Here is a 24100-nt window from a genome sequence, read left to right on the forward strand (position 1 = left end):
TAATACAATAGAAGCAAGAAATTCCTTGGAATAAAGAGAGTTAGAGTTAAGGTGAAATTTGGTGCGAATGAAATAATTTGATTCGCAGAAGATGAAATTTAAAACGTTAAAAGAATTGGTATAAGGCAGTTTATCTTCCACAGGAACAAGCTGCGAATACACCGTCACGTTAGGACGTAGCTTATGATTGAAAAAACAGTAACAGTTAACGACAAAGAAGTGAAGTTCAAATCATCAGCTACCATTCCACGTTTGTATCGTATCAAGTTCAAGCGTGATATTTTTAAAGATTTAGCTAAACTAGAAAAATCATTTAAAGTCAACGAACAAAGTTTTGAGATTGAAGATTTAGAGATTTTTGAGAATGTGGCATGTATTATGGCGTATCACGCAGATAAAACTATTCCTCCAACCATTGATGAATGGTTAGATGAGTTTGATAGGTTTTAGAAATAGGTATTTAGTAGTATAATAAGAGTTACAATACACATGGAGGTAGCTTATATATGAATGTAATATGTTCTGAATTATTTTGGACAGCATTATCTGCTGTAGGGACAATTGGAGCCGTTATTGTAGCTTTATGGCAAATATTAAGACCTAAATCAAGAAAATTATTAGTAAGTAGTACATTCTCTCAGTATCTGGATAAGAAGATGCTGGAGTTTGTAATTACATTGGAAAACATGGGTGATGTTCCCATAATTATAAAAGAATGTGGATTTGGAAAGTTTACAACTAAGGAAGGGAATCAAAAGTTTCTTACAGGTAAAAATGTTAAATTTATAGATAAGAAATTAATCAATGTAATTGATACTTCTATGAATAATTATGTCAATGATGCTAAATTTCCTTTATTAATAAAATCAGGAGAAGCTGTTTTAATTACTTATGAATATATAAGCGAAAAATCTTTTGAATTTGATGATGAATTTATCACTCAACAAACAGAATATAAGTATTTCACTAAAGGAATAGCAGCAGTGAGAGATTCGAGAAATAGGATTTATCTATAAAACAATACATGATCACGGCATTTAATGAAAAACTCTTCAACACATTAGTGGAAAAAATGGTCATACACACAAAAGATAAAGTAGAAGTCCACTTCAAAAACGGTCAGGTCATAGAAATATGATCTGACTGTTTTTATGAATGGAATGAGACATTCATTTTATGATATAATATAAAGGATTAACAGAGATGAGAAATGATGGGGGTTGCCTAAATCGTTAAAAGATGCACACCCTAAATGCCCTTTGCACAGCCCTAATAATAAAAAGGAGCTAATTGTATGATAAAACTCATTGCAACAGATATGGATGGAACCTTGTTGGATCCAAGAGGGCAACTGGACTTGCCACGTTTAGAAAAGATTTTAGACCAATTAGATGAACGAGGTATCCGTTTTGTCATTGCGACGGGAAATGAGGTTCATCGAATGAGGCAATTATTAGAACACTTGGCGAGTCGAGTGATCTTGGTTGTTGCTAACGGCGCTCGTATATTTGAGTATGATACATTACTTCAAGCTCAGACCTGGGATGATGCTATGGTTGACAAGGCTCTCCTTCATTTTAAAGGGAGAGAGTGTCGAGATCAGTTCGTCGTTACCAGTATGAATGGGAGTTTTGTCAAGAAAGGAACTGTTTTTACAGAACTTGATAAATTTATGACTCCTGAGATGATTGAAAAACTCTATCGGCATACAAACTTTGTTGAAGAGCTCAGATCGGATCTCTTTGGTGGAGTGCTTAAAATGAGCATGGTCGTTGGTGAAGAACGATCAAGTTCTGTTTTGCGGGAAATCAATGACCTCTTTAATGGGCATGTAAGAGCTGTTTCCAGTGGTTATGGTTGTATCGATATCCTACAGGCTGGTGTTCACAAGGCTTGGGGATTGGAAGAATTACTCAAGCGCTGGAATTTGCAATCGGAACAAGTCATGGCTTTTGGTGACAGTGAAAATGATGTCGAAATGTTAGAGCTGGCTGGAATTGCCTATGCGATGGAAAATGCAGATGATAATGTCAAGGCAGTTGCGACTGCCCTAGCACCAGCTAACAGCCAGGCGGGCGTTTATCAAGTTCTAGAGAATTGGTTAGAGAAAGAGGGATAGGGTGGCAGTACAGTTATTAGAGAATTGGCTCTTAAAGGAGCAGGAAAAAATTCAAACCAAGTATCGTGAATTGAATCAAGTATCTGTTCTAGAGCCAGATATCATCTTTATTGGTGATTCGATAGTGGAATATTACCCTCTTCAAGAGTTGTTTGGGGTTGCCAAGACGATTGTTAATCGTGGCATCCGAGGTTACCAAACTGGACTTTTAATAGATAACCTTGATGCACATCTGTATGGTGATGCTGTCGATCAGATTGTTCTCTTAATTGGGACAAATGATATTGGAAAAGATATTCCCATGAATGAAGCCTTGGATAATCTCGAGCGTGTAATCCAATCGATTGCCCGAGAATATCCGCTGTCACAAATAAAGCTCCTTTCTATTCTGCCAGTCAATGAGGGAGAGAAATACAAGCAGACTGTTTATATCCGAACCAATGAAAAGATTAGAGAATGGAATCAAGCCTATGAGGCTCTAACATCCGCCTATATGCAGGTAGATTTTGTGCCTGTTTATGATAGTTTGATAGATTCAGAAGTACAACTCAAAAAAGACTATACAACAGATGGCCTTCATCTAAGTGTAGCCGGTTATCAAGTCTTATCGGAAGCCTTAAAAGGGGTTCTTTTCTAAAGAGGTGGCTTGATTTTGCATTTTTCATGAAGATAGGTTATAATGGTTCTATCGTCTTTTGGGGTCGTTACGGATTCGACAGGCATTATGAGGCATATTTTGCAACCCGTGTGGCGACGTAAACGCTCAGTTAAATATAACTGCAAAAAATAACACTTCTTACGCTTTAGCTGCCTAAAAACCAGCAGGCGTGACCCGATTTGGATTGCTCGTGTTCAATGACAGGTCTTATGATTAGCGAGATACGATCAAGCCTTGTCTAGTGGTTTGATAAGAGATTAATAGACTCGCAGTTCCTAGGCTTGAGTTATGTGTCGAGGGACTGTTAAAACAATACATAACCTATGGTTGTAGACAAATATGTTGGCAGGTGTTTGGACGTGGGTTCGACTCCCACCGGCTCCATTATTCTTTCACCCACCTTGGAAAAACGTTGTTAAATCAACGTTTTTTGTTTTTGCCTTTGGTATTCCTTGGTATTCTTTTTTTAAAAAGGGATACAAAAAAAGATACAACATTTGTTGTATCTAAAAAAATAATTTTTCTTTTCTACGGAAGACATGGGATTCGAACCCACGCACGCTGTTACACGCCTACCGCGTTTCCAACACGGCCTCTTAAGCCTCTTGAGTAATCTTCCAATACTTACTCAAATAGTCTACCATAAAGCCACTTATCTTGCAATAAAAATTTTGGAAATAAGAAAAATGATAGAATTTGAAAGAAAATGATAAAAAATGCTTGACTTTGATAGAAATTGTGCTAGAATGAATAGTGTAAACGATAACAGGAGGTGATTTGGTGTTAAAAACTGAGCGGAAGCAACTGATTTTAGAGGAGTTAAATCAACATCATGTAGTTTCCCTAGAAAAATTGGTTAGTCTATTAGAAACATCAGAATCAACGGTACGAAGAGATTTGGATGAGTTGGAGGCGGAAAACAAGCTTCGCCGTGTGCATGGTGGTGCAGAATTGCCCCACTCCTTGCAGGAAGAAGAAACCATCCAAGAAAAATCTGTCAAAAACCTTCAAGAGAAGAAGCTACTGGCTCAGAAAGCAGCCTCTCTTATTAAGGAACAAGATGTTATCTTTGTTGATGCTGGAACGACAACTGCTTTTTTAATCAAGGAATTGGTTAATAAGAATATTACAGTTGTGACTAACTCCATTCATCATGCGGTTCAGTTGGTTGAAAAGCAGATTCCGACGGTCATGGTTGGAGGAAGCGTCAAGACAGCGACGGATGCTAGTATCGGGGGCGTTGCTCTTAACCAGATTAACCAATTGCACTTTGACCGTGCCTTTATCGGGATGAATGGTGTAGACGATGGCTATTATACGACTCCTGATATGGAAGAGGGAGCTGTGAAACGTGCCATTTTGGAGAATGCCAAACAAACCTATGTCTTGGTGGATTCGTCAAAGATTGGTCAAACTTGCTTTGCCAAGGTAGCACCACTTAAACGCGCCATTATCATCACAAGTCAAGGGCATGAGCTCTTGCAGGCCATTAAGAAGAAAACGGAGGTAATAGAAGTATGATTTATACAGTCACACTCAATCCATCCATTGACTATATCGTTCGCTTGGACCAAGTCCAAGTCGGTAGTGTCAATCGTATGGACAGTGATGATAAGTTTGCTGGTGGAAAAGGAATCAATGTCAGTCGTGTTTTGAAACGCTTGGGTATTCCAAATACAGCGACTGGATTTATCGGAGGCTTTACTGGTAAATTTATCACAGATACTTTGGCAGAAGAGGAAATCGAGACACGTTTTGTTCAAGTAGCAGAAGATACTCGTATCAATGTCAAAATTAAAGCAGACCAAGAAACGGAAATCAACGGAACGGGTCCAAATGTGGAACCAGCTCAGCTAGAAGAATTGAAAGCTATTTTATCTAGTCTGACAGCAGATGATACGGTCGTGTTTGCGGGTTCGAGTGCTAAGAACCTAGGCAATGTTATCTATAAGGATTTGATTGCATTGACACGCCAGACTGGTGCGCAAGTCGTTTGTGATTTTGAAGGACAGACCTTGATTGATAGTTTGGCCTACCAGCCCCTTTTGGTTAAACCAAATAATCACGAACTTGGAGCTATCTTTGGAGTGAAACTCGAAAGTTTAGATGAAATCGAGAACTATGCTCGAGAATTGTTGGCTAAAGGTGCTCAAAACGTTATCATCTCTATGGCTGGAGACGGTGCACTTCTTGTCACATCTGAGGGAGCTTACTTCGCTAAACCAATCAAGGGAACAGTGAAAAATTCAGTTGGAGCTGGCGACTCTATGGTTGCTGGATTTACCGGTGAGTTTGTAAAATCTAAAGATGCAGTAGAAGCCTTCAAATGGGGAGTGGCTTGTGGAACAGCAACGACCTTCTCGGATGACTTGGCAACAGCGGAATTTATTAAAGAAACATATGAAAAAGTTGAGGTAGAAAAACGATGAAAATTCAAGACCTATTGAGAAAAGATGTCATGTTGCTGGATTTGCAGGCAACTGAAAAAACAGCTGTCATCGAAGAGATGATTAAAAGCTTGGTAGATCACGGTTATGTGACGGATTTTGAAACATTTAAAGAAGGCATTTTAGCGCGTGAAGCTCTCACTTCCACTGGTTTGGGTGACGGAATCGCTATGCCTCACAGCAAGAACTCTGCTGTCAAAGAAGCAACGGTTCTCTTTGCTAAGTCAAACAAGGGTGTTGACTACGAAAGCTTGGATGGGCAATCAACAGACCTCTTCTTCATGATTGCAGCTCCAGAAGGTGCCAATGATACCCACTTGGCAGCCTTGGCAGAATTGTCTCAATACTTGATGAAAGACGGTTTTGCAGACAAACTTCGTCAAGTAACATCAGCTGACCAAGTCATCGAACTTTTTGACCAAGCTTCAGAAAAAGCTGAGGAACCTGTTCAAGCACCTGCCAATGAATCTGGTGACTTTATCGTAGCTGTTACAGCTTGTACGACAGGTATTGCCCACACTTACATGGCCCAAGAAGCCCTTCAAAAAGTAGCCGCCGAAATGGGTGTTGGGATCAAGGTAGAAACCAACGGTGCCAGCGGTGTTGGGAATCAATTGACTGCAGAGGACATTCGCAAGGCTAAAGCTGTTATCATCGCAGCAGACAAGGCTGTTGAGATGGATCGTTTCGATGGCAAACCATTGATCAATCGTCCAGTTGCAGACGGTATCCGTAAGACAGAAGAGTTGATTAACTTGGCTCTTTCAGGAGATGCTGAAGTTTATCGTGCTGCTAATGGAGCAAAAGCTGCAACAGCATCTAATGAAAAACAAAGCCTTGGTGGTGCCTTCTACAAACACTTGATGAGTGGTGTATCCCAAATGTTACCATTCGTTATCGGTGGTGGTATCATGATTGCCCTTGCTTTCTTGATCGACGGAGCTTTGGGTGTTCCAAATGAAAATCTTGGCAATCTCGGATCCTACCATGAACTAGCTTCTATGTTCATGAAAATTGGTGGCGCTGCCTTTGGCTTGATGCTCCCAGTCTTTGCAGGTTATGTAGCCTACTCTATCGCTGAAAAACCAGGTTTGGTAGCAGGTTTCGTGGCAGGTGCTATTGCCAAAGAAGGTTTTGCCTTTGGTAAAATCCCTTATGCTGCAGGTGGTGAAGCAACTTCAACTCTTGCAGGTGTCTCATCTGGTTTCCTAGGTGCCCTTGTTGGTGGATTTATCGCAGGTGCCTTGGTTCTTGCTATCAAGAAATATGTTAAAGTTCCTCGTTCACTTGAAGGTGCTAAATCAATCCTTCTCTTGCCACTTCTTGGAACAATCTTGACAGGATTTGTTATGTTGGCTGTTAACATTCCAATGGCAGCAATCAACACTGCTATGAATGACTTCCTAGGCGGTCTTGGAGGAGGTTCAGCTGTCCTTCTTGGTATCGTTCTTGGTGGAATGATGGCTGTTGACATGGGTGGACCAGTTAACAAAGCAGCTTATGTCTTTGGTACAGGTACGCTTGCAGCGACTGTTTCTTCAGGTGGTTCTGTAGCCATGGCAGCAGTTATGGCTGGAGGAATGGTGCCACCGCTTGCCATCTTTGTTGCAACTCTTCTCTTTAAAGATAAATTTACCAAAGAAGAACGTAACTCTGGTTTGACAAATATTATCATGGGATTGTCATTTATCACTGAGGGAGCGATCCCATTTGGTGCCGCTGACCCAGCTCGTGCGATCCCAAGCTTCATTCTTGGTTCGGCAATAGCAGGTGGTCTCGTTGGTCTTGCAGGAATCAAACTCATGGCGCCACACGGAGGAATCTTCGTTATCGCTCTAACTTCAAATGCCCTACTTTACCTAGTCTTTGTTTTGATTGGAGCAATTGTAAGCGGTGTGGTTTATGGTTACCTACGCAAACCGCAAGCATAAAAAAGTATCAAAATAGAAAGATTGTACCCTTTGGTGCAATCTTTTTCTCTGTTCGAAATGACTGTGAAATATGTTATAATAGAAGAATGGCAAACAAGAATACTACAAAAACAAGACGGAGACCGTCTAAAGCAGAACTTGAAAGAAAACAGGCTATCCAGAGGATGCTGATTTCCTTAGGAATTGCCTTATTGTTGATTATTGCAGCCCTCAAACTTGGTGCGGCAGGTATTACTCTTTATAATCTCATTCGACTGGTGGTCGGAAGTTTGGCCTACGTGGCTATAGGTGCCCTCCTCATCTATCTTTTTCTTTTTAAATGGATACGCAAGAAAGAGGGACTTCTGTCAGGATTTCTTTGTATCTTTGCTGGCTTGCTCTTGATTTTTGAGGCCTACTTGGTATGGAAATATGGCTTGGAGCAGTCAGTTCTAAAAGGGACCCTGTCTCAAGTTATGACGGATCTGACTGGTATGCGGGTGACTAGCTTCGCTGGTGGAGGCCTGCTTGGTGTTGGACTTTATATCCCCATTGCCTTTCTTTTCTCAAATATCGGGTCGTACTTTATTGGAGTTCTCTTGATTCTAGTTGGGGCACTCTTGGTTAGTCCTTGGTCTATTTATGATGTTGCAACCTTTATTGGAGCTCGGTTCAGATCCTTCATGGAAAAACAGGAACAGAGAAAACAAGAACGCTTTATCAAGAGAGAAGAAGCGAAGGCTCGTCAAGAAGCTGAAGAAGCAACCAGAATTCAGAGAGAACAAGAAGAACAGGATGCCCTACCGCTTCCTCCTGTAGATCCTGAAACTGGAGAAATCTTATCAGAGGTACCAGTCTACGATCTCCCACCAATTCCTGAGGAAGAATGGATTGAACCAGAGATTATCCTCCCTCAAGCTGACTTTGACGTTCCAGATGTGGAAGAAGACTTTGAGGATGAAGAGGTTCAGGTTGATTTTTCTACCAAAGAAGCTCTCGAATACAAACTGCCAAGCTTGCAACTCTTTGCGCCAGATAAACCCAAAGATCAGTCCAAGGAAAAGAAGATTGTTCGAGAAAATATCAAAATCCTAGAAGAAACCTTTGCCAGCTTTGGTATCAAGGTGACGGTTGAACGGGCTGAAATCGGTCCATCTGTTACAAAATATGAAGTCAAGCCAGCCGTTGGTGTACGGGTTAACCGCATTTCCAATCTGGCAGACGACTTAGCGCTTGCTCTGGCGGCCAAGGATGTTCGGATTGAGGCTCCAATACCTGGTAAATCCTTAGTCGGAATTGAGGTTCCTAACTCTGAAATTGCGACCGTTTCCTTCCGTGAACTCTGGGAACAGTCTCAAACTAAACCAGAAAATCTCCTCGAAATTCCTCTAGGGAAGGCGGTCAATGGAACTGCTCGCACCTTTGACCTTTCCAAGATGCCCCACCTACTCGTTGCAGGTTCGACAGGATCAGGGAAGTCGGTTGCCGTTAATGGTATTATCGCTAGCATTCTTATGAAAGCAAGACCCGACCAGGTCAAGTTTATGATGGTGGATCCAAAGATGGTTGAGTTATCTGTTTACAATGACATTCCTCACCTCTTGATTCCAGTTGTGACCAATCCACGCAAGGCCAGCAAGGCTCTCCAAAAGGTCGTGGATGAGATGGAAAACCGTTATGAACTCTTCGCTAAGGTTGGAGTACGAAATATCGCTGGCTACAATGCAAAGGTCGAGGAATTTAATAGCCAATCTGAGTACAAACAAGTACCGCTTCCTTTGATTGTTGTCATTGTAGACGAGTTGGCTGACCTCATGATGGTGGCCAGCAAGGAAGTGGAAGATGCTATCATTCGTCTCGGACAGAAGGCGCGTGCTGCAGGGATTCATATGATTCTCGCAACGCAACGCCCATCAGTCGATGTTATCTCTGGTCTTATCAAGGCCAATGTCCCGTCTCGTGTGGCTTTTGCTGTATCCTCAGGTACAGATTCACGAACTATATTGGATGAAAATGGAGCAGAAAAATTGCTTGGTCGAGGAGACATGCTCTTTAAACCAATTGATGAAAATCATCCAGTCCGTCTGCAAGGATCCTTTATCTCGGATGATGATGTTGAACGCATCGTAAACTTCATCAAGGCTCAGGCTGATGCGGACTACGATGACAGCTTTGACCCAGGAGAAGTTTCTGAAAATGAAGGAGAATTTTCAGACGGTGAAGCTGGTGGCGATCCGCTCTTTGAGGAAGCCAAGGCTCTGGTTATTGAGACGCAGAAAGCCAGTGCTTCCATGATTCAGCGTCGTTTGTCGGTTGGATTTAACCGTGCGACCCGCCTTATGGAAGAACTTGAGATGGCAGGTGTTATCGGTCCAGCTGAAGGAACCAAACCGCGAAAAGTATTGCAACAATAAAAAATAGCTTCTTTCCAAATTTGGAAAGAAGTTATTTTTGCGATTACTGGTTCGTTTTAGTTTCAGAACTCGTCGTATTTGACTGTGTTCCGTTATCGCTTGTTTCTTTGTTTGTAGGAGCTGTAGAAGAGTCCTGAGTTGTTGTTTTCTGTTCTTCTTTTTTCTCCTCTTTCTTGTTGGATTGAGAAGTTTCTTCTTGCGGGTTATTTTCTTTAGTAGAAGTGTTGTCCTTGTTAGGTGTAGTATTTTCCTGAGGCGATTCTTTTTGAATTTCCTTGACAACAGTTGTTTGGGTTGTTGTCGGCTCTTTTTTGTTGTTCTTGTTATTATCCATAGCGTTCATAATGGTGATACTAGCGGTGATCAGACCAAGGATACTACCGATGGTAGCAATCGTTTTTTGAAAGACAGTGAATCCCTTTTTGATGTGTTCTGTTTTTGGTTTTGAAGTTCTACGATAGTTAGACATGATACTCTCCTTTGATTATGATTTATTATACCTCATTTCTTTAAAAAAATCTTAAAAAAAGAGAAACTTCCCTTTCTTGTCGTAAGCTTCGTTTCATGATAAAATAGAAGGAGTGATTTTAGAAAGCGTGAGAAAACATGATCTACTTTGATAATTCGGCAACGACCAAGCCTTATCCTGAAGCTCTAGAGACCTATATGCAGGTCGCTTCAAAAATTGTAGGAAATCCGTCTAGTCTCCATCGTTTGGGAGACCAGGCAACACGAATTTTAGATGCTTCCCGTCAGCAAATTGCAGATTTAATTGGCAAGAAGAGTGATGAAATCTTCTTTACCTCTGGTGGAACAGAAGGGGATAACTGGGTCATCAAGGGTGTGGCCTTTGAAAAAGCCCAGTTTGGCAAGCACATCATCGTATCAGTCATTGAACATCCAGCAGTTAAGGAATCAGCCCTCTGGCTGAAAAGTCAGGGTTTTGAGGTGGATTTTGCTCCAGTTGATAGCAGAGGGTTTGTGGATGTTGAGGCTCTAGGAGCTTTGATACGACCTGATACGACCCTCGTCTCCATTATGGCAGTAAACAACGAAATTGGGTCTATTCAACCTATTGAGACCATCTCAGAACTGTTGGCAGACAAGCCGACCATTTCCTTCCACGTTGATGCGGTTCAGGCACTTGCTAAGATTCCGACTGAAAAGTATCTGACAGATCGAGTGGATTTTGCAACCTTCTCAAGTCATAAGTTTCATGGTGTTCGAGGCGTTGGCTTTGTCTATATCAAGTCTGGTAAGAAAATTACGCCTCTTTTGACAGGTGGTGGTCAAGAGCATGATTATCGCTCAACAACTGAAAATGTGACAGGAATTGCCGCAACAGCCAAGGCTCTCCGTTTGTCTATGGAAAAGTTAGATATCTTTACTAGTAAGACAGAGCAGATGAAGGCAGTCATTCGTCAAGCCCTTCTGGATTATCCAGATATTTTTGTCTTTTCAGATGAGGAAGACTTTGCCCCTCATATCCTGACTTTTGGAATTAAGGGTGTTCGTGGAGAAGTCATCGTTCACGCCTTTGAAGACTATGATATTTTCATCTCCACAACCTCTGCTTGTTCATCCAAGGCTGGAAAACCTGCGGGGACCTTGCTTGCTATGGGAGTGGACAAAGATAAGGCCCAGTCAGCTGTTCGCCTAAGCCTAGACCTGGAAAATGACATGAGTCAGGTCGAGCAATTTTTGACCAAGCTAAAATTAATCTACAATCAAACTAGAAAAGTAAGATAGGAGCATTCATGCAGTATTCAGAAATTATGATTCGCTACGGAGAGTTGTCAACCAAGGGTAAAAACCGTATGCGGTTCATCAATAAACTTCGCAATAATATTTCGGACGTTTTGTCCATCTATCCCCAAGTAAAAGTGACAGCAGATCGCGACCGTGCCCACGCTTACCTCAATGGAGCCGACTACACAGCAGTAGCAGAATCTCTCAAACAAGTCTTCGGAATTCAAAATTTTTCTCCAGTATATAAGGTTGAAAAGTCAGTTGTAAGGCTTAAGGCTGCTGTCCAAGAGATTATGCAGGACATCTACAAGGAAGGCATGACCTTTAAAATCTCTAGTAGACGTAGTGACCACAACTTTGAACTCGACAGTCGTGAACTCAACCAAACGCTTGGTGGAGCTGTATTTGAAGCTATTCCAAATGTTCAAGCTCAAATGAAAAATCCGGATATCAATCTTCAGGTGGAGATTCGTGAGGAAGCTGCTTATCTTTCTTATGAAACTATTCGTGGAGCAGGTGGCTTGCCAGTAGGTACTTCTGGTAAGGGGATGCTCATGTTGTCAGGAGGGATTGACTCACCTGTTGCTGGTTATCTAGCCCTTAAACGTGGGGTGGATATTGAAGCCGTTCACTTTGCCAGCCCACCATACACTAGCCCTGGAGCTCTCAAGAAGGCCCAAGATTTGACCCGTAAATTGACCAAGTTTGGTGGCAATATCCAGTTTATCGAGGTGCCTTTCACAGAGATTCAAGAAGAAATCAAGGCCAAGGCGCCAGAAGCCTATCTCATGACCTTGACGCGTCGCTTTATGATGCGCATTACTGACCGTATCCGTGAGGTGAGAAAGGGTCTGGTCATCATCAATGGGGAAAGTCTAGGTCAAGTAGCGAGCCAGACCTTGGAAAGTATGCAGGCTATCAACGCTGTGACCAATACTCCCATCATCCGCCCTGTGGTTACGATGGACAAGTTGGAAATCATTGACATCGCTCAGGAAATCGATACCTTTGAAATTTCAATCCAGCCTTTTGAAGATTGCTGTACTATTTTTGCGCCTGATCGTCCTAAGACCAATCCTAAGATAGAGAATGCTGAGAAGTATGAAAAATGGATGGATGTTGAAGGTTTGGTTGAGCGAGCAGTGGCTGGAATTATAATCACTAAGATCACGCCTCAGGTTGAAAAAGATGAAGTTGATAACTTGATTGACAATCTCCTCTAATCAGAGAATCCAGAAGAATTCAGAAAAACAAATGAAAAAAGTTAGTTATTTATCCTTAAAATGGACAATTACTGACTTTTTTTCTATTTTTATGGTATAATGAGATAAAATTTTGAATATAGAGAGTTTTCTGACAATGAATCATTCCTACTTTTACTTGAAAATGAAAGAACATAAACTCAAGGTTCCTTATACAGGAAAAGAGCGTCGTGTGCGTGTGCTTCTGCCAAAGGACTACGAGAAGGACACAGACCGTTTTTATCCTGTAGTTTACTTTCATGATGGGCAAAATGTCTTTTACAGCAAGGAGTCCTATATCGGACACTCTTGGAAGATTATTCCAGCCATTAAGCGAAATCCTGATATCAGTCGCATGATTGTCGTTGCCATAGATAATGATGGTATGGGACGGATGAATGAATACGCAGCTTGGAAATTTCAAGAATCTCCTATCCCAGGCCAGCAGTTTGGTGGTAAGGGTGTGGAGTATGCTGAGTTTGTCATGGAGGTGGTCAAGCCTTTTATCGATGAAACCTATCGTACCAAAGCTGATCGCCAGCACACGGCTATGATTGGTTCGTCGCTAGGAGGCAATATCACCCAGTTTATCGGACTAGAGTACCAAGATCGAATTGGTTGTCTAGGTGTCTTTTCATCTGCTAACTGGCTCCACCAAGAAGCCTTTAACCGCTATATCGAGCGTAAGAAACTGTCGCCTGAACAGCGCATTTTTATCTATGTTGGAACGGAAGAAGCGGATGATACGGACAAGACCCTGATGGCTGGTAATATCAAGCAAGCCTATATTGACTCATCGCTTCGCTATTACCATGATTTGATTGCAGGTGGAGTACACTTGGATAATCTTGTCTTAAAAGTTCAGTCTGGTGCCATCCATAGTGAAATTCCATGGTCGGAAAATTTACCAGACTGTCTCCGATTTTTTGCGGAGAAATGGTAAGTTAGGAAAGGAGAAAGCCAATGCATATTGAAAACCTTAGCCACTGGAGTGGCCACCTCAACCGTGAAATGTATCTCAACCGTTATGGGCATGCTGGGATTCCAGTTGTGGTTTTTGCTTCATCTGGTGGCAGTCACAATGAATACTATGATTTTGGCATGATAGACGCCTGTGCTTCCTTTATCGAAGAAGGTCGTGTCCAATTTTTTACTCTCTCCAGTGTTGACAGTGAGAGCTGGCTGGCTACTTGGAAAAATAGTCATGACCAGGCAGAGATGCATCGTGCCTACGAACGCTATGTGATTGAGGAGGGCATTCCTTTTATCAAGCATAAGACAGGTTGGTTTGATGGTATGATGACGACAGGTTGCTCGATGGGGGCCTACCATGCACTCAATTTCTTCCTCCAGCATCCAGATGTCTTTACCAAGGTGATTGCTCTCAGCGGTGTTTACGACGCGCGTTTCTTCGTTGGAGATTACTACAATGACGATGCCATTTACCAAAACTCGCCAGTAGATTATATCTGGAATCAGAATGACGGCTGGTTTATCGATCGTTACCGTCAGGCGGAGATTGTCGTTTGTACGGGCCTCGGTGCCTGGGAACAAGATGGTCTACCATCTTTCTACAAGCTTAAAGAAGCCTTTGACCAGAAACAAATTCCAGCCTGGTTTGCTGAATGGGGACACGATGTCGCCCACGACTGGGAATGGTGGCGTAAACAAATGCCCTATTTTCTTGGACACCTGTATCTATAAAAGGAGTTGCCTATGAATTACCTTGTTATTTCTCCCTACTATCCGCAAAACTTTCAACAGTTTACAATCGAGTTAGCTAATAAAGGCATCACAGTCTTGGGAATTGGTCAGGAGCCTTACGAACAACTAGATGAACCTTTGCGCAATAGCCTAACTGAGTATTTTCGTGTAGACAATCTTGAGAATATAGACGAAGTCAAGCGTGCCGTTGCCTTTCTTTTCTACAAGCATGGTCCAATTGACCGCATCGAGTCACACAATGAATACTGGCTTGAGCTAGACGCAGCACTTAGAGAACAATTCAATGTCTTTGGTGCCAAACCCGAGGATCTCAAAAAGACCAAATATAAGTCTGAGATGAAGAAACTTTTCAAAAAAGCAGGTGTCCCTGTGGTACCTGGAGCTGTTATCCAGACGGAAGTAGATGTGGATAAAGCAGTGAAAGAAATCGGTCTACCAATGATTGCCAAACCTGATAACGGAGTGGGAGCGGCAGCAACCTTTAAGCTTGAGACAGAAGAAGATGTAAATCACTTCAAGGCTGAATGGGACCATTCAACCGTTTATTTCTTTGAAAAATTTGTCACTTCTAGCGAAATCTGTACCTTTGACGGGCTTGTAGACAAGGATGGCAACATCGTCTTTTCAACGACTTTCGATTATGCCCATACACCACTTGATCTCATGATTTATAAGATGGACAATTCCTACTATGTGCTCAAGGATATGGATCCCAAACTGCGCAAGTATGGTGAAGCCATTGTCAAAGAATTTGGCATGAAGGAGCGTTTTTTCCATATCGAATTCTTCCGTGAGGGAGATGACTATATCGCCATTGAGTACAACAATCGTCCTGCAGGTGGTTTTACCATTGATGTTTATAACTTCGCTCACTCCTTGGACCTCTATCGTGGCTATGCAGCTATCGTCGCAGGTGAGGGGTTTCCAACATCGGAGTTTGAACCTCAATACTGTCTAGCTACATCACGTCGTGCCAATGCCAACTATGTTTATTCAGAAGAGGACCTTCTTGCCAAATACAGCCAGCAATTCAAGGTCAAAAAAATCATGCCAGCAGCCTTTGCAGAGCTACAAGGGGACTACCTTTATATGCTGACCACTCCGAGTCGCCAAGAGATGGAGCAGATGATTGCAGATTTTGGTCAGCGTCAAGAATAACGATTAGGACAAAAGGAGTTTGACTTCTTTTGTCCTTTTCTTAAAGATAAGTTAAATAAAGCGTTTTCCAGATATTCTTTTAGAAAATCGGTTGCTAAAAGGCCTAAAAATTGATAGAATAAGGATTGTCTAAAAAAATTTAAGGAGAATCTATCAAATGGATTTTACATGGGCTATTAAATATGCCACAGAATTCTTGGGAACTGCTATTTTGATCATTCTTGGTAATGGTGCAGTTGCTAACGTTGAACTTAAAGGTACGAAAGGTCACCAAAGTGGCTGGCTCGTTATCGCGGTTGGTTATGGTATGGGGGTTATGATCCCAGCCTTGATGTTCGGTAATGTATCTGGTAACCACATCAACCCAGCCTTCACACTTGGACTTGCTGTTAGTGGTCTTTTCTCTTGGGAGCAAGTACCATTTTACATCCTAGCACAAGTTTTGGGAGCAATTTTCGGTCAAGCTTTGGTTGTAGCGACTCACCGCCCTTACTACTTGAAAACAGAAAACCCAAACAATATCTTGGGTACCTTCTCAACGATTTCAAGCATCGACCACGGTACAAAAGAATCACGTTTTGCAGCTACTGTTAACGGCTTCCTCAATGAGTTTGTAGGTTCATTCGTTCTTTTCTTTGCAGCACTTGGTTTGACTAAAAACTTCTTTGGTGCTGAATTAGTAGCGAAAGCTCAGGCGACAATTAATGACCAAGTAGCTCAAGCTGCAGCGCAAGGAACAACAATTCCTCAAGAACAAGTAACAGCAGCGCTTGAGCAAGCAAAAAACCAAGCCGCTCCATTTTTGGCACCAGGTCTTGGAATTGCACACTTGGCACTTGGTTTCCTAGTGCTGGCTTTGGTAGCTTCACTTGGTGGACCTACTGGACCTGGTTTAAACCCAGCTCGTGACTTCGGACCACGTCTTCTTCACGAACTCCTTCCAAAATCAGTTCTTGGTCAACACAAGGGTGATTCAAAATGGTGGTATGCATGGGTTCCAGTTGTAGCTCCAATTGCAGCGGGTATTGCAGCAGTAGCAGTCTTCAAACTACTTTACCTATAAGAAACGAAACTGGGGAATCCCAGTTTTTTTATCGGAAATTTTTGTAAAAAATTCTAGAATTTAAGTGGAATAGCTTGTAAAAAATCCTAAAATCCTTTAAAATAAAAGAGTTGGAGGAAGCTATGAATGCAAATCAAATGATACAAATTATTCCGACTTTGAAGGTCAATAACCGAAAATTAAATGAAAAATTTTACATTGAAACTCTTGGGATGAAGCCCTTATTAGAAGAATCTGCCTTCCTTTCACTTGGTGACCAATCAGGTATTGAGAAGTTGATTCTCGAAGAGGCTCCCAGTATGCGAACTCGGAGAGTTGAAGGGCTTAAGAAACTAGCTAGACTCTTGATCAAAGTAGAAAATCCTTCAGAAATAGAGGCTCTTCTCTATCAGATGGAGTCCCTTCCTCGCCTGCTTAAAGGAAGCCGTGGTTATGCTTTTGAGATTGTTTCTCCTGAAGAGGATGTGATTCTTGTTCATGCGGAAAATGATATAAGAGATTTGGTTCCACTGGAAACTGTTCCTGAATTTTCTTCAAATACAGGTATAAAATACTTGAGTCAATTTGAGATTTCTATGGAGTTGCGTTTTCCTGAGGGGACGGAGAGTATACTCGATCCTGAAAAAGTTGGGACAGTTATCACCTTTACGGAAGGGCAAGGTCCAGATTTGACTGTTGAAAACAATGTTACCTGGGACTTATCTATGCTGAAATTTTTAGTGAAGAATTTTGATTTAACCAGTCTTCGTCAGAAATTTGAAAAGACAGGCTATTTTGTTCCCAAGTCTGAAAAATTCTTCCTTGGTAAAGATACCAATAACATTGAATTGTGGTTTGAAGAAGCATGAAGTGGACAAAAATTCTAAGAAAAATAGAAGAACAAATCGAGGCAGGGGTCTATCCCGGGGCCTCTTTTGCGTATTTTAAGGATGATGAATGGAGAGAATCTTACCTAGGCTTGAGTGATCCTGAGAGAGGTTTACAGACAGAGTCAGGGCTAGTCTATGACCTAGCTAGTGTGAGTAAGGTTGTGGGAGTAGGGACAGTCTTCACCTTCTTGTGGCAACAAGGCAAATTAGATATTGATCGACCAGTGACGGATTTTTTAGCTGAATGTGATTATCCAGATATCACTATCCGTCAACTTTTGACCCACGCAACAGACCTGGACCCCTTTATTCCAAATCGGGACCAGTTAAGTGCTGAGGAGTTAAGAGAGGCCATGTTTCATCTGAATAGACGTAGTCAGCCTACTTTTCTATATTCGGATGTTCACTTTTTACTCTTGGGCTTTCTTTTGGAGAAAATCTTTGAACAAGACTTGGATCAGATTATAGAAGAACAAGTTTTGGAACCATGGGGAATGAAGGAAACAGTGTTTGGCCCCGTTGAGTTTGCTGTACCAACAGTCAGGGGAGTAGAGGCAGGCAGTATTCACGATCCCAAAGCTCGTCTTTTGGGCAAACATGCTGGAAGTGCTGGTTTATTTTCAACTGTTAAGGATTTGCAAAACTTTTTGGAGCATTACTTGAAAGATGATTTTGCTGCAGATTTGAGCCGCAATTTTTCTCCCTTAGATGATAAGGAGCGTTCGTTAGCCTGGAATCTGGAGGGGGCCTGGCTCGACCATACGGGCTATACAGGTACCTTCATCATGTGGAATAGAGAGAAACAGGAAGCCGCTATCTTTTTATCCAATCGAACGTATGAGAAGGATGAGCGTGCCCAGTGGATAATCGATCGAAACCAAGTCATGGATATGATTCGTAGGGAAGAGTAGGGAGAAAGCATGTCAAAAACCGTAAAAGGAACGCTATTTACAGTAGTTGCAGGCATTGCTTGGGGCTTGTCTGGAACCAGTGGCCAATACCTGATGGCACACGGGATTTCCGCTTTAGTCTTGACCAATCTGCGGCTTATCATTGCAGGATTGGCGCTGGTATTCATATCCTATGCAACTGCAAGGGATAAACTCCTAGCTTTTTTAAAAGACAGAAAAAGCTTACTCTCTCTACTGCTATTTGCCTTGTTTGGACTTTTCTTAAACCAGTTTGCCTATCTTTCTGCCATTCAGGAAACCAATGCTGGAACGGCTACGGTTCTCCAGTATGTATGTCCTGTTGGAATCTTGATTTATACTTGTATCAAGGACAAGGTGGCACCGACTCTGGCTGAGATTGTTTCGATTGTTTTAGCAATCGGAGGGACTTTTCTTATCGCGACTCATGGGGAACTTGACCAGTTGTCTGTCACACCTGCTGGTCTTTTCTGGGGACTCTTTTCTGCCTTGACCTATGCCCTTTATATCATTCTTCCTATCACTTTGATTAAGAAATGGGGAAGCATGTTGGTGATTGGTGTGGGCATGGTTATTTCTGGAGTGGTGGCTATTCCCTTCACAGGGGTTTTGCAGGCCAGTATACCGACCAGCTTGGATTTTCTTTTTGCATTTGCTGGCATTATCATCATTGGCACGGTCTTTGCCTATACAGCTTTCCTAAAAGGAGCTAGTATGATAGGCCCTGTTAAGTCCAGTTTATTGGCTTCCATAGAGCCCATCTCTGCTGTTTTCTTTGCTTTTCTGATTATGAAGGAACAATTCTACGCGATTGACTTTGTTGGTATGGCCATGATTTTACTTGCAGTAACCATCATTTCTTTGAAAGATTTGTTGATAGAAAATAAACGGAAGGTTGAATGAGAAACTAGTTACTCGTAAAAAGTGGTTGTTTTGAATATCCTATCGAAATACTGATCAAGGATAAGGAATGGGAGTGGAATTTTATAAAATTTTAAGTTTCTTTTCTTACAATAAACCAATCTTTAACTGCTAGAAGGAGGAGATATGAAAATTTTACAAAGCATTCACCCAACTAAGCCCCTGCGCTACTTGAGATGGTTTGACATTTTGATTATCACAGTTCTAATGTTTGGCCTGTTTATCATTCGGTCAACGGAGCTCTTTTTAGCAAGTATGTTTCCGACAGGTTTGTCAACTACAATGGATACGGCAAGTAATACTGTCGGCGAAGGAGCAGCCTATTCCAGCAACTTCACCTTGCAAGTGATACTTCTGACCTTGGCCTTGCTTTACCTTTTGATTCGGAATTATGATTTCAAACAACTTCCTATTCGTTGGACCTGGTCCCTTCTCTTTTGGGTTCCTTTTATATTTGCCATTATGGGATTGTTTGGAGACTTGGTGACGACACTAACTGGTGAATACAATTACTTTAATCCAGCCCTTTTTGCCCACATAGATCCCATGGAAGTTATACGGAAGTTCCTAGCGCTTAGTCCGATGGCAATTGCCTATGCCTTGCTAAATGGCTTCTATGAAGAGTTTTTCTTTCTAGGGTTGTTGATCTCAGTGAAAGAAAAGCACAAGTGGCGGGTTTTGTTTTATTCTACCCTCATTCGGATTTCTTTTCACACTTATCAAGGATTGGTGTGGGCACTGGTTATTGGTGTAGTTTATGGTTTATTCTATTATTTTTTATACAAGTATAAGGTTAAAAATCTTTTGCCATTTTTCCTCATGCATGCTCTGGCAGACATGTTTGGTTCTAGCCTCATGTATCTCTTGATTGCCTGGGGAAGGTAAGAAATCAGAAAAATCCACTCAACTGAGTGGATTTTGTGTATATAGATGACTAGTCTTTATTTTCGTATGGTAAGATCAAGTTTAAGATGATACCTGTCATAGCTGATAAGGCAGTACCTGAAAGGGTAACTGGTCCTACTTTGAGGATGGCTCCACCAAGCCCAAGAACCAACATAGCACTAGCAATGATGAGGTTACGCATTTGACTGAAATCAACGCGCTCCTTGATCAAGACTTTCAAACCGTTGCTGGCGATAACTCCGTAGAGAAGGATGGACATCCCACCAAGTACAGCACTTGGGATTGTTGAGATCAAGGCAGTGAATTTACCAAGGAAGCTAAGTGCAATTGCGATAAAGGCTGCGTTACGGATAACAGAGACAGAAGCGATACGAGTCATCCCGATAACCCCTGTATTTTCACCGTAAGTCGTATTAGCTGGTCCACCGAGGAAGGCAGATACAGATGTTGCGATACCGTCACCGAGAAGTGTACGGTGAAGACCTGGTTCTTTCAAGAATTGACGGCCACAGATTTGACCCAAAACAGTATGGTCTCCGATATGTTCAGAAATTGTTACGATAGCGATTGGCAAGATGGCAATGGTTTCTGGACCAAAGTAAAGATTGTATTCTTTAAAGGCACCACCAGTGCTAAACGGCAAGTAGAAACCAGGAATTTCAAACCAGTTAGCTTTAAGAACTGGTGTAAAATCAACCAAGCCAAGAGTTAGTGCGAAGAGGTAACCACCGATAATGGCAAAGAGGAAAGGAATGATTCGTAGGAAGCCTTTTCCTTTAGTATTGATAAAGGCAGCAATCAAGAAAGTAACAACTGCTACAAGAGCATTTTTCCAATTTCCGTCCGCTACAAGTCCAGCGTTAGTAACTGCTGAACCTGCAAGTCCGAGACCGATAACGATGATCATAGGACCGATAATGATTGGTGGCAAGAGTTTATCAATCCATTTTGTACCTGCAAAACGAACACCAGCAGCAACAAGGACGTAGACCAAACCAGTCAAGATCACCCCTGTTTGGGCAGCAGATACATCCCCACCCATTTCTTTCATAGCCAGTGACATAGCTGTGATAAAGGCAAATGAAGAACCTAGATAAACTGGAACTTTAAACCCAGTTGAAATCATGTAGATAAGTGTACCAACACCTGAAGCAAAAAGGGCAACAGATACAGGCATTCCCAAAATTAAGGGAACGAGAATGGTTGCACCAAACATGGCAAAAACGTGCTGGAAGCTTAGAAGAATGCCTTTACCAGCTGAAGGACGTTGATCAATGTCTAGTAACAAATCAACAGTTGATTCTTGTTTCATATAAACCTCACTTTTGGGCATCAAAAAAGAGCCCATTATTTTACAGCAACAGGCTCTCAGAGTAAGACTTCTTTAAAATAGATTATTCCATTCTTAAAGAACTTCATATATATCCGCGTCTTCGTCACCTCACAGGATGACATTAAAAACCTTTGCTTAGGATAGTATAGCAGAAAAAATTCGTTTTGTAAACGAATTTTTCCCGAGTTTAGAAATAAAAGAGCGAGGCAGATTTTGTAAATCATTTTTTCCCGAGCCTAGAAATGTAAGAGCGAGGTTGATTTTGTAAATCATTTTTCCCGAGCCTAGAAATGTAAGAGCGAGAAATGATTTTGTAAATCATTTTTACTCAACTTTAAACAAGTGTGCGCTATTGATAGGATTAAAGCGGGCGTTTGTTGGGCATGCCAGCCTTACGTGGATATTTATTTGGTGTTTCCTTTTTCTTTTCTACCACAGTGATATAGCGTGGATCTCCATTTGGCAGGGCATAGCTGAGGTTGTCCTCTACCTTACTAAAGAGGAGGTTGAGGGCATTCTTGGCTTCTAGCAATTCCTCAGGAGCATTGCTGGCCTTGAGTGCCAATAGTTTGCCACCAACTTTAAGGTAAGGGATAGTCAATTCAGATAAGACCTGCATGCGAGCAACCGCACGAGCTGTCACTATATCAAAATGGGTGCGGAAGTTCTTGTCTTGGGCAAAGTCTTCTGCACGACCATGGTAGAAGTGAACTCCGTCCAAATCCAGCTCCTGAGCCAAAAGCTGAAGGAAGTTGATGCGCTTATTGAGCGAATCAATGATGGTCACATCTAACTGAGGATAGAGGATTTTCATGGGGAGACTAGGAAATCCTGCCCCAGCCCCGATATCAAGAAGTTTAATAGTTTCATTTGAAATCAAACCTTGCAGAATAGGTGCAATCGAATCGTAAAAGTGTTTAAGATAAACTTCTTCTTTATCTGTAATAGCGGTCAGGTTAATCTTTTCATTCCACTCGACCAAGAGCTCAAAATAACGTTTAAATTGCCCTTTTTGCTGGTCCGAAAGTGGAAGATTTTGCTCAGCTAGTAGGCTGTAAAATGTTTCTGGTTTCATAGTAGTTTCCTTCTCTAGTATCATCTTATTTTACCATATTCATTAAAATTTTGATATACTGGTATTAATCTAAAAGCAGAAAGGAATAAGATTATGATTTGGATTATTCTTGGAGTTTTGGCTCTGATTATTATTTTTGTGATTGTTAGCTATAACGGTTTGGTTAAAAATCGTATGCAAACCAAGGAGGCTTGGAGCCAGATCGATGTTCAGTTGAAGCGTCGTAATGATCTCCTCCCAAACTTGATTGAAACAGTCAAAGGCTATGCCAAATATGAAGGTTCTACCTTGGAAAAAGTGACAGAACTTCGTAGACAAGTAGCTGCAGCAACTTCACCAGCTGAAGCGATGAAGGCCAGTGATGCCCTTACCCGCCAGATTTCTGGTATCTTTGCAGTAGCAGAGAATTACCCAGACTTGAAAGCTAGCGCTAACTTTATTAAATTGCAAGAAGAGTTGACCAATACAGAAAATAAAATTTCTTACTCACGCCAACTCTACAACAGTGTTGTCAGCAACTACAATGTAAAACTTGAAAGCTTCCCAAGTAACATCATCGCAGGACTATTTGGCTTTAAAGCTGCAGACTTCCTTCAAACACCTGAAGAGGAAAAGGCAGTTCCTAAAGTTGACTTTAGCGGTTTAGGTGACTAAGATGTTGTTTGATCAAATTGCGAGCAATAAACGAAGAACTTGGATTTTGTTGCTGGTTTTCTTCCTACTCTTGACCTTGGTTGGTTATGCGGTTGGCTATCTCTTCATGCGCTCAGGTCTTGGTGGCATGATTATTGCCTTGATTATTGGTCTTATCTACGCTCTGACCATGATCTTTCAATCGACAGAGATTGTCATGTCTATGAATGGGGCGCGTGAGGTTGATGAGCAAACGGCGCCAGACCTCTACCATGTAGTAGAAGATATGGCCATGGTCGCTCAGATTCCCATGCCGCGTGTTTTCATCATTGAGGATTCTTCTTTAAATGCCTTTGCGACAGGTTCGAATCCGCAGAATGCAGCTGTCGCAGCCACTTCGGGCCTTCTGGCTATCATGAATCGTGAGGAGCTAGAAGCTGTTATGGGGCATGAAGTCAGTCACATTCGGAACTACGATATCCGCATTTCGACCATTGCTGTCGCCCTTGCCAGTGCCATTACCCTTCTGTCTAGTATGGCAGGACGGATGATGTGGTGGGGTGGCGCAGGTCGCAGACGGAGTGATAATGATCGCGATGGAAATGGTTTGGAGATTATCATGCTTATTATCTCTCTCTTAGCCATTGTTCTAGCACCTCTCGCAGCAACTTTGGTGCAACTTGCCATTTCCCGTCAGAGGGAATTTCTAGCGGATGCATCCAGTGTGGAGCTGACTCGCAATCCTCAAGGGATGATCAATGCACTGCGCAAGTTGGAGAATAGCGAGCCAATGCATCACCATGTTGATGATGCCAGCAGCGCTCTTTATATCAATGATCCCAAGAAAGGTGGGGGACTTCAAAAACTCTTTTATACCCACCCACCTATCTCAGAACGAATCGAACGCTTGAAACACATGTAAAAAAATCCAGAGATCGTCTCTGGATTTT

General features: G+C 41.9%; 23 protein-coding genes, 1 tRNA gene and 1 other RNA gene. 21 read left to right on the plus strand and 4 right to left on the minus strand.

What is annotated here, in order from left to right:
• Positions 1 to 183: 183 nt before the first annotated feature.
• The 5 genes from I6G42_RS05455 to ssrA all read left to right on the plus strand — a co-directional run bounded on the left by I6G42_RS05455 (position 184) and on the right by ssrA (position 3164).
• Positions 184 to 450, plus strand: a complete 267-nt coding sequence (locus tag I6G42_RS05455) for a hypothetical protein (RefSeq protein ID WP_000570834.1) — start codon at positions 184 to 186, stop codon at positions 448 to 450.
• Between the two features lie 56 nt (positions 451 to 506).
• A complete protein-coding gene (locus I6G42_RS05460; protein WP_001100687.1) occupies positions 507 to 1016 on the plus strand; it encodes a hypothetical protein in 510 nt (169 codons plus the stop codon).
• A gap of 278 nt (positions 1017 to 1294) precedes the next feature.
• Positions 1295 to 2119 carry a Cof-type HAD-IIB family hydrolase gene (locus I6G42_RS05465; protein ID WP_000593352.1) on the plus strand — a complete coding sequence of 275 codons (825 nt, stop codon included), beginning with the start codon at positions 1295 to 1297 and terminating at the stop codon, positions 2117 to 2119.
• Position 2120: 1 nt separating this feature from the next.
• Positions 2121 to 2756, plus strand: coding sequence for an SGNH/GDSL hydrolase family protein (locus I6G42_RS05470; protein WP_000290634.1), 636 nt, complete (start codon positions 2121 to 2123; stop codon positions 2754 to 2756).
• Positions 2757 to 2816: 60 nt separating this feature from the next.
• Positions 2817 to 3164: a transfer-messenger RNA gene (ssrA, locus tag I6G42_RS05475) on the plus strand.
• Positions 3165 to 3308: 144 nt separating this feature from the next.
• Here the strand turns inward: ssrA and I6G42_RS05480 are convergent.
• Positions 3309 to 3396 (minus strand) — tRNA-Ser (locus I6G42_RS05480).
• 161 nt (positions 3397 to 3557) lie between these two features.
• Here I6G42_RS05480 and I6G42_RS05485 point away from each other — a divergent pair.
• The 4 genes from I6G42_RS05485 to I6G42_RS05500 all read left to right on the plus strand — a co-directional run bounded on the left by I6G42_RS05485 (position 3558) and on the right by I6G42_RS05500 (position 9548).
• Positions 3558 to 4298 carry a DeoR/GlpR family DNA-binding transcription regulator gene (locus tag I6G42_RS05485; protein ID WP_038805014.1) on the plus strand — a complete coding sequence of 247 codons (741 nt, stop codon included), beginning with the start codon at positions 3558 to 3560 and terminating at the stop codon, positions 4296 to 4298.
• Positions 4295 to 5206 carry a 1-phosphofructokinase gene (gene pfkB, locus I6G42_RS05490; protein ID WP_038805015.1) on the plus strand — a complete coding sequence of 304 codons (912 nt, stop codon included), beginning with the start codon at positions 4295 to 4297 and terminating at the stop codon, positions 5204 to 5206. The genes I6G42_RS05485 and pfkB overlap by 4 nt, the downstream gene beginning before the upstream one ends.
• Positions 5203 to 7155, plus strand: a complete 1953-nt coding sequence (locus I6G42_RS05495; protein WP_038805016.1) for a PTS fructose transporter subunit IIABC — start codon at positions 5203 to 5205, stop codon at positions 7153 to 7155. Before pfkB ends, I6G42_RS05495 begins: the two co-directional genes overlap by 4 nt.
• 86 nt (positions 7156 to 7241) lie before the next feature.
• The gene (locus I6G42_RS05500) at positions 7242 to 9548 is read left to right on the plus strand and encodes a DNA translocase FtsK (RefSeq protein ID WP_068981914.1); all 2307 of its coding nucleotides are present in this window, start codon (positions 7242 to 7244) and stop codon (positions 9546 to 9548) included.
• A gap of 43 nt (positions 9549 to 9591) precedes the next feature.
• Here I6G42_RS05500 and I6G42_RS05505 read toward each other — a convergent pair whose 3' ends face one another.
• Positions 9592 to 10017 (minus strand): DUF6556 family protein, encoded by a 426-nt coding sequence (locus tag I6G42_RS05505; RefSeq protein WP_038805018.1) that lies wholly within the window; start codon positions 10015 to 10017, stop codon positions 9592 to 9594.
• Positions 10018 to 10154: 137 nt separating this feature from the next.
• On the opposite strand from I6G42_RS05505, the gene I6G42_RS05510 reads away from it, so the two are divergent.
• The 10 genes from I6G42_RS05510 to I6G42_RS05555 all read left to right on the plus strand — a co-directional run bounded on the left by I6G42_RS05510 (position 10155) and on the right by I6G42_RS05555 (position 20088).
• Positions 10155 to 11297, plus strand: coding sequence for a cysteine desulfurase family protein (locus I6G42_RS05510; protein WP_038805019.1), 1143 nt, complete (start codon positions 10155 to 10157; stop codon positions 11295 to 11297).
• 8 nt (positions 11298 to 11305) lie between these two features.
• Positions 11306 to 12520 (plus strand): tRNA uracil 4-sulfurtransferase ThiI, encoded by a 1215-nt coding sequence (thiI, locus tag I6G42_RS05515; protein WP_038805021.1) that lies wholly within the window; start codon positions 11306 to 11308, stop codon positions 12518 to 12520.
• A 136-nt stretch (positions 12521 to 12656) separates the two neighbouring features.
• Positions 12657 to 13481 (plus strand): alpha/beta hydrolase, encoded by an 825-nt coding sequence (locus I6G42_RS05520; RefSeq protein ID WP_001016814.1) that lies wholly within the window; start codon positions 12657 to 12659, stop codon positions 13479 to 13481.
• Between the two features lie 20 nt (positions 13482 to 13501).
• The gene (locus I6G42_RS05525) at positions 13502 to 14242 is read left to right on the plus strand and encodes an esterase family protein (RefSeq protein ID WP_038805022.1); all 741 of its coding nucleotides are present in this window, start codon (positions 13502 to 13504) and stop codon (positions 14240 to 14242) included.
• A gap of 12 nt (positions 14243 to 14254) precedes the next feature.
• A complete protein-coding gene (locus I6G42_RS05530; protein WP_038805023.1) occupies positions 14255 to 15421 on the plus strand; it encodes an ATP-grasp domain-containing protein in 1167 nt (388 codons plus the stop codon).
• A gap of 157 nt (positions 15422 to 15578) precedes the next feature.
• Positions 15579 to 16484, plus strand: a complete 906-nt coding sequence (gene gla / locus I6G42_RS05535; RefSeq protein WP_038805024.1) for an aquaglyceroporin Gla — start codon at positions 15579 to 15581, stop codon at positions 16482 to 16484.
• Between the two features lie 122 nt (positions 16485 to 16606).
• Positions 16607 to 17332: a CppA N-terminal domain-containing protein gene (locus I6G42_RS05540; RefSeq protein ID WP_038805025.1), complete on the plus strand. Its 726-nt coding sequence runs from the start codon at positions 16607 to 16609 to the stop codon at positions 17330 to 17332.
• Positions 17329 to 18264 carry a serine hydrolase domain-containing protein gene (locus tag I6G42_RS05545; RefSeq protein ID WP_038805026.1) on the plus strand — a complete coding sequence of 312 codons (936 nt, stop codon included), beginning with the start codon at positions 17329 to 17331 and terminating at the stop codon, positions 18262 to 18264. Before I6G42_RS05540 ends, I6G42_RS05545 begins: the two co-directional genes overlap by 4 nt.
• A gap of 9 nt (positions 18265 to 18273) precedes the next feature.
• A complete protein-coding gene (locus tag I6G42_RS05550; protein ID WP_038805027.1) occupies positions 18274 to 19185 on the plus strand; it encodes a DMT family transporter in 912 nt (303 codons plus the stop codon).
• Between the two features lie 144 nt (positions 19186 to 19329).
• Entirely contained in the window at positions 19330 to 20088 is a 759-nt protein-coding gene (locus I6G42_RS05555) for a CPBP family intramembrane glutamic endopeptidase (protein ID WP_038805028.1), read from the plus strand.
• Between the two features lie 49 nt (positions 20089 to 20137).
• On the opposite strand, the gene I6G42_RS05560 is transcribed toward I6G42_RS05555, so the two are convergent.
• Together I6G42_RS05560 and rsmG are read right to left on the minus strand one after the other, a co-directional pair.
• The gene (locus I6G42_RS05560; protein ID WP_038805639.1) at positions 20138 to 21421 is read right to left on the minus strand and encodes a uracil-xanthine permease family protein; all 1284 of its coding nucleotides are present in this window, start codon (positions 21419 to 21421) and stop codon (positions 20138 to 20140) included.
• A 382-nt stretch (positions 21422 to 21803) separates the two neighbouring features.
• On the minus strand, positions 21804 to 22517 hold the full coding sequence (gene rsmG, locus I6G42_RS05565) for a 16S rRNA (guanine(527)-N(7))-methyltransferase RsmG (protein ID WP_038805029.1): 714 nt from the start codon (positions 22515 to 22517) through the stop codon (positions 21804 to 21806).
• Positions 22518 to 22610: 93 nt separating this feature from the next.
• Here rsmG and I6G42_RS05570 point away from each other — a divergent pair, with 93 nt between their 5' ends.
• Positions 22611 to 23171 carry a LemA family protein gene (locus I6G42_RS05570; protein WP_038805030.1) on the plus strand — a complete coding sequence of 187 codons (561 nt, stop codon included), beginning with the start codon at positions 22611 to 22613 and terminating at the stop codon, positions 23169 to 23171.
• A gap of 1 nt (position 23172) precedes the next feature.
• On the plus strand, positions 23173 to 24072 hold the full coding sequence (gene htpX, locus I6G42_RS05575; protein WP_038805031.1) for a zinc metalloprotease HtpX: 900 nt from the start codon (positions 23173 to 23175) through the stop codon (positions 24070 to 24072).
• Positions 24073 to 24100 lie beyond the last annotated feature (28 nt).

This window comes from Streptococcus oralis (genome assembly GCF_016028255.1).
GTDB classification, from domain to species: Bacteria; Bacillota; Bacilli; order Lactobacillales; family Streptococcaceae; genus Streptococcus; species Streptococcus oralis_AC.

Excerpts from the sequence above, each read along its gene's own strand:
- I6G42_RS05550 (WP_038805027.1), top strand. The coding sequence starts at position 18,274 with ATGTCAAAAACCGTAAAAGGAACGCTATTTACAGTAGTTGCAGGCATT.
- I6G42_RS05505 (WP_038805018.1), bottom strand. The coding sequence starts at position 10,017 with ATGTCTAACTATCGTAGAACTTCAAAACCAAAAACAGAACACATCAAA.
- I6G42_RS05530 (WP_038805023.1), top strand. The coding sequence starts at position 14,255 with ATGAATTACCTTGTTATTTCTCCCTACTATCCGCAAAACTTTCAACAG.
- rsmG (WP_038805029.1), bottom strand. The coding sequence starts at position 22,517 with ATGAAACCAGAAACATTTTACAGCCTACTAGCTGAGCAAAATCTTCCA.
- pfkB (WP_038805015.1), top strand. The coding sequence starts at position 4,295 with ATGATTTATACAGTCACACTCAATCCATCCATTGACTATATCGTTCGC.
- I6G42_RS05460 (WP_001100687.1), top strand. The coding sequence starts at position 507 with ATGAATGTAATATGTTCTGAATTATTTTGGACAGCATTATCTGCTGTA.
- thiI (WP_038805021.1), top strand. The coding sequence starts at position 11,306 with ATGCAGTATTCAGAAATTATGATTCGCTACGGAGAGTTGTCAACCAAG.
- I6G42_RS05510 (WP_038805019.1), top strand. The coding sequence starts at position 10,155 with ATGATCTACTTTGATAATTCGGCAACGACCAAGCCTTATCCTGAAGCT.
- I6G42_RS05500 (WP_068981914.1), top strand. The coding sequence starts at position 7,242 with ATGGCAAACAAGAATACTACAAAAACAAGACGGAGACCGTCTAAAGCA.
- I6G42_RS05570 (WP_038805030.1), top strand. The coding sequence starts at position 22,611 with ATGATTTGGATTATTCTTGGAGTTTTGGCTCTGATTATTATTTTTGTG.
- I6G42_RS05455 (WP_000570834.1), top strand. The coding sequence starts at position 184 with ATGATTGAAAAAACAGTAACAGTTAACGACAAAGAAGTGAAGTTCAAA.
- I6G42_RS05540 (WP_038805025.1), top strand. The coding sequence starts at position 16,607 with ATGAATGCAAATCAAATGATACAAATTATTCCGACTTTGAAGGTCAAT.
- I6G42_RS05560 (WP_038805639.1), bottom strand. The coding sequence starts at position 21,421 with ATGAAACAAGAATCAACTGTTGATTTGTTACTAGACATTGATCAACGT.
- htpX (WP_038805031.1), top strand. The coding sequence starts at position 23,173 with ATGTTGTTTGATCAAATTGCGAGCAATAAACGAAGAACTTGGATTTTG.
- I6G42_RS05555 (WP_038805028.1), top strand. The coding sequence starts at position 19,330 with ATGAAAATTTTACAAAGCATTCACCCAACTAAGCCCCTGCGCTACTTG.
- I6G42_RS05525 (WP_038805022.1), top strand. The coding sequence starts at position 13,502 with ATGCATATTGAAAACCTTAGCCACTGGAGTGGCCACCTCAACCGTGAA.
- I6G42_RS05520 (WP_001016814.1), top strand. The coding sequence starts at position 12,657 with ATGAATCATTCCTACTTTTACTTGAAAATGAAAGAACATAAACTCAAG.
- I6G42_RS05545 (WP_038805026.1), top strand. The coding sequence starts at position 17,329 with ATGAAGTGGACAAAAATTCTAAGAAAAATAGAAGAACAAATCGAGGCA.
- gla (WP_038805024.1), top strand. The coding sequence starts at position 15,579 with ATGGATTTTACATGGGCTATTAAATATGCCACAGAATTCTTGGGAACT.
- I6G42_RS05465 (WP_000593352.1), top strand. The coding sequence starts at position 1,295 with ATGATAAAACTCATTGCAACAGATATGGATGGAACCTTGTTGGATCCA.
- I6G42_RS05495 (WP_038805016.1), top strand. The coding sequence starts at position 5,203 with ATGAAAATTCAAGACCTATTGAGAAAAGATGTCATGTTGCTGGATTTG.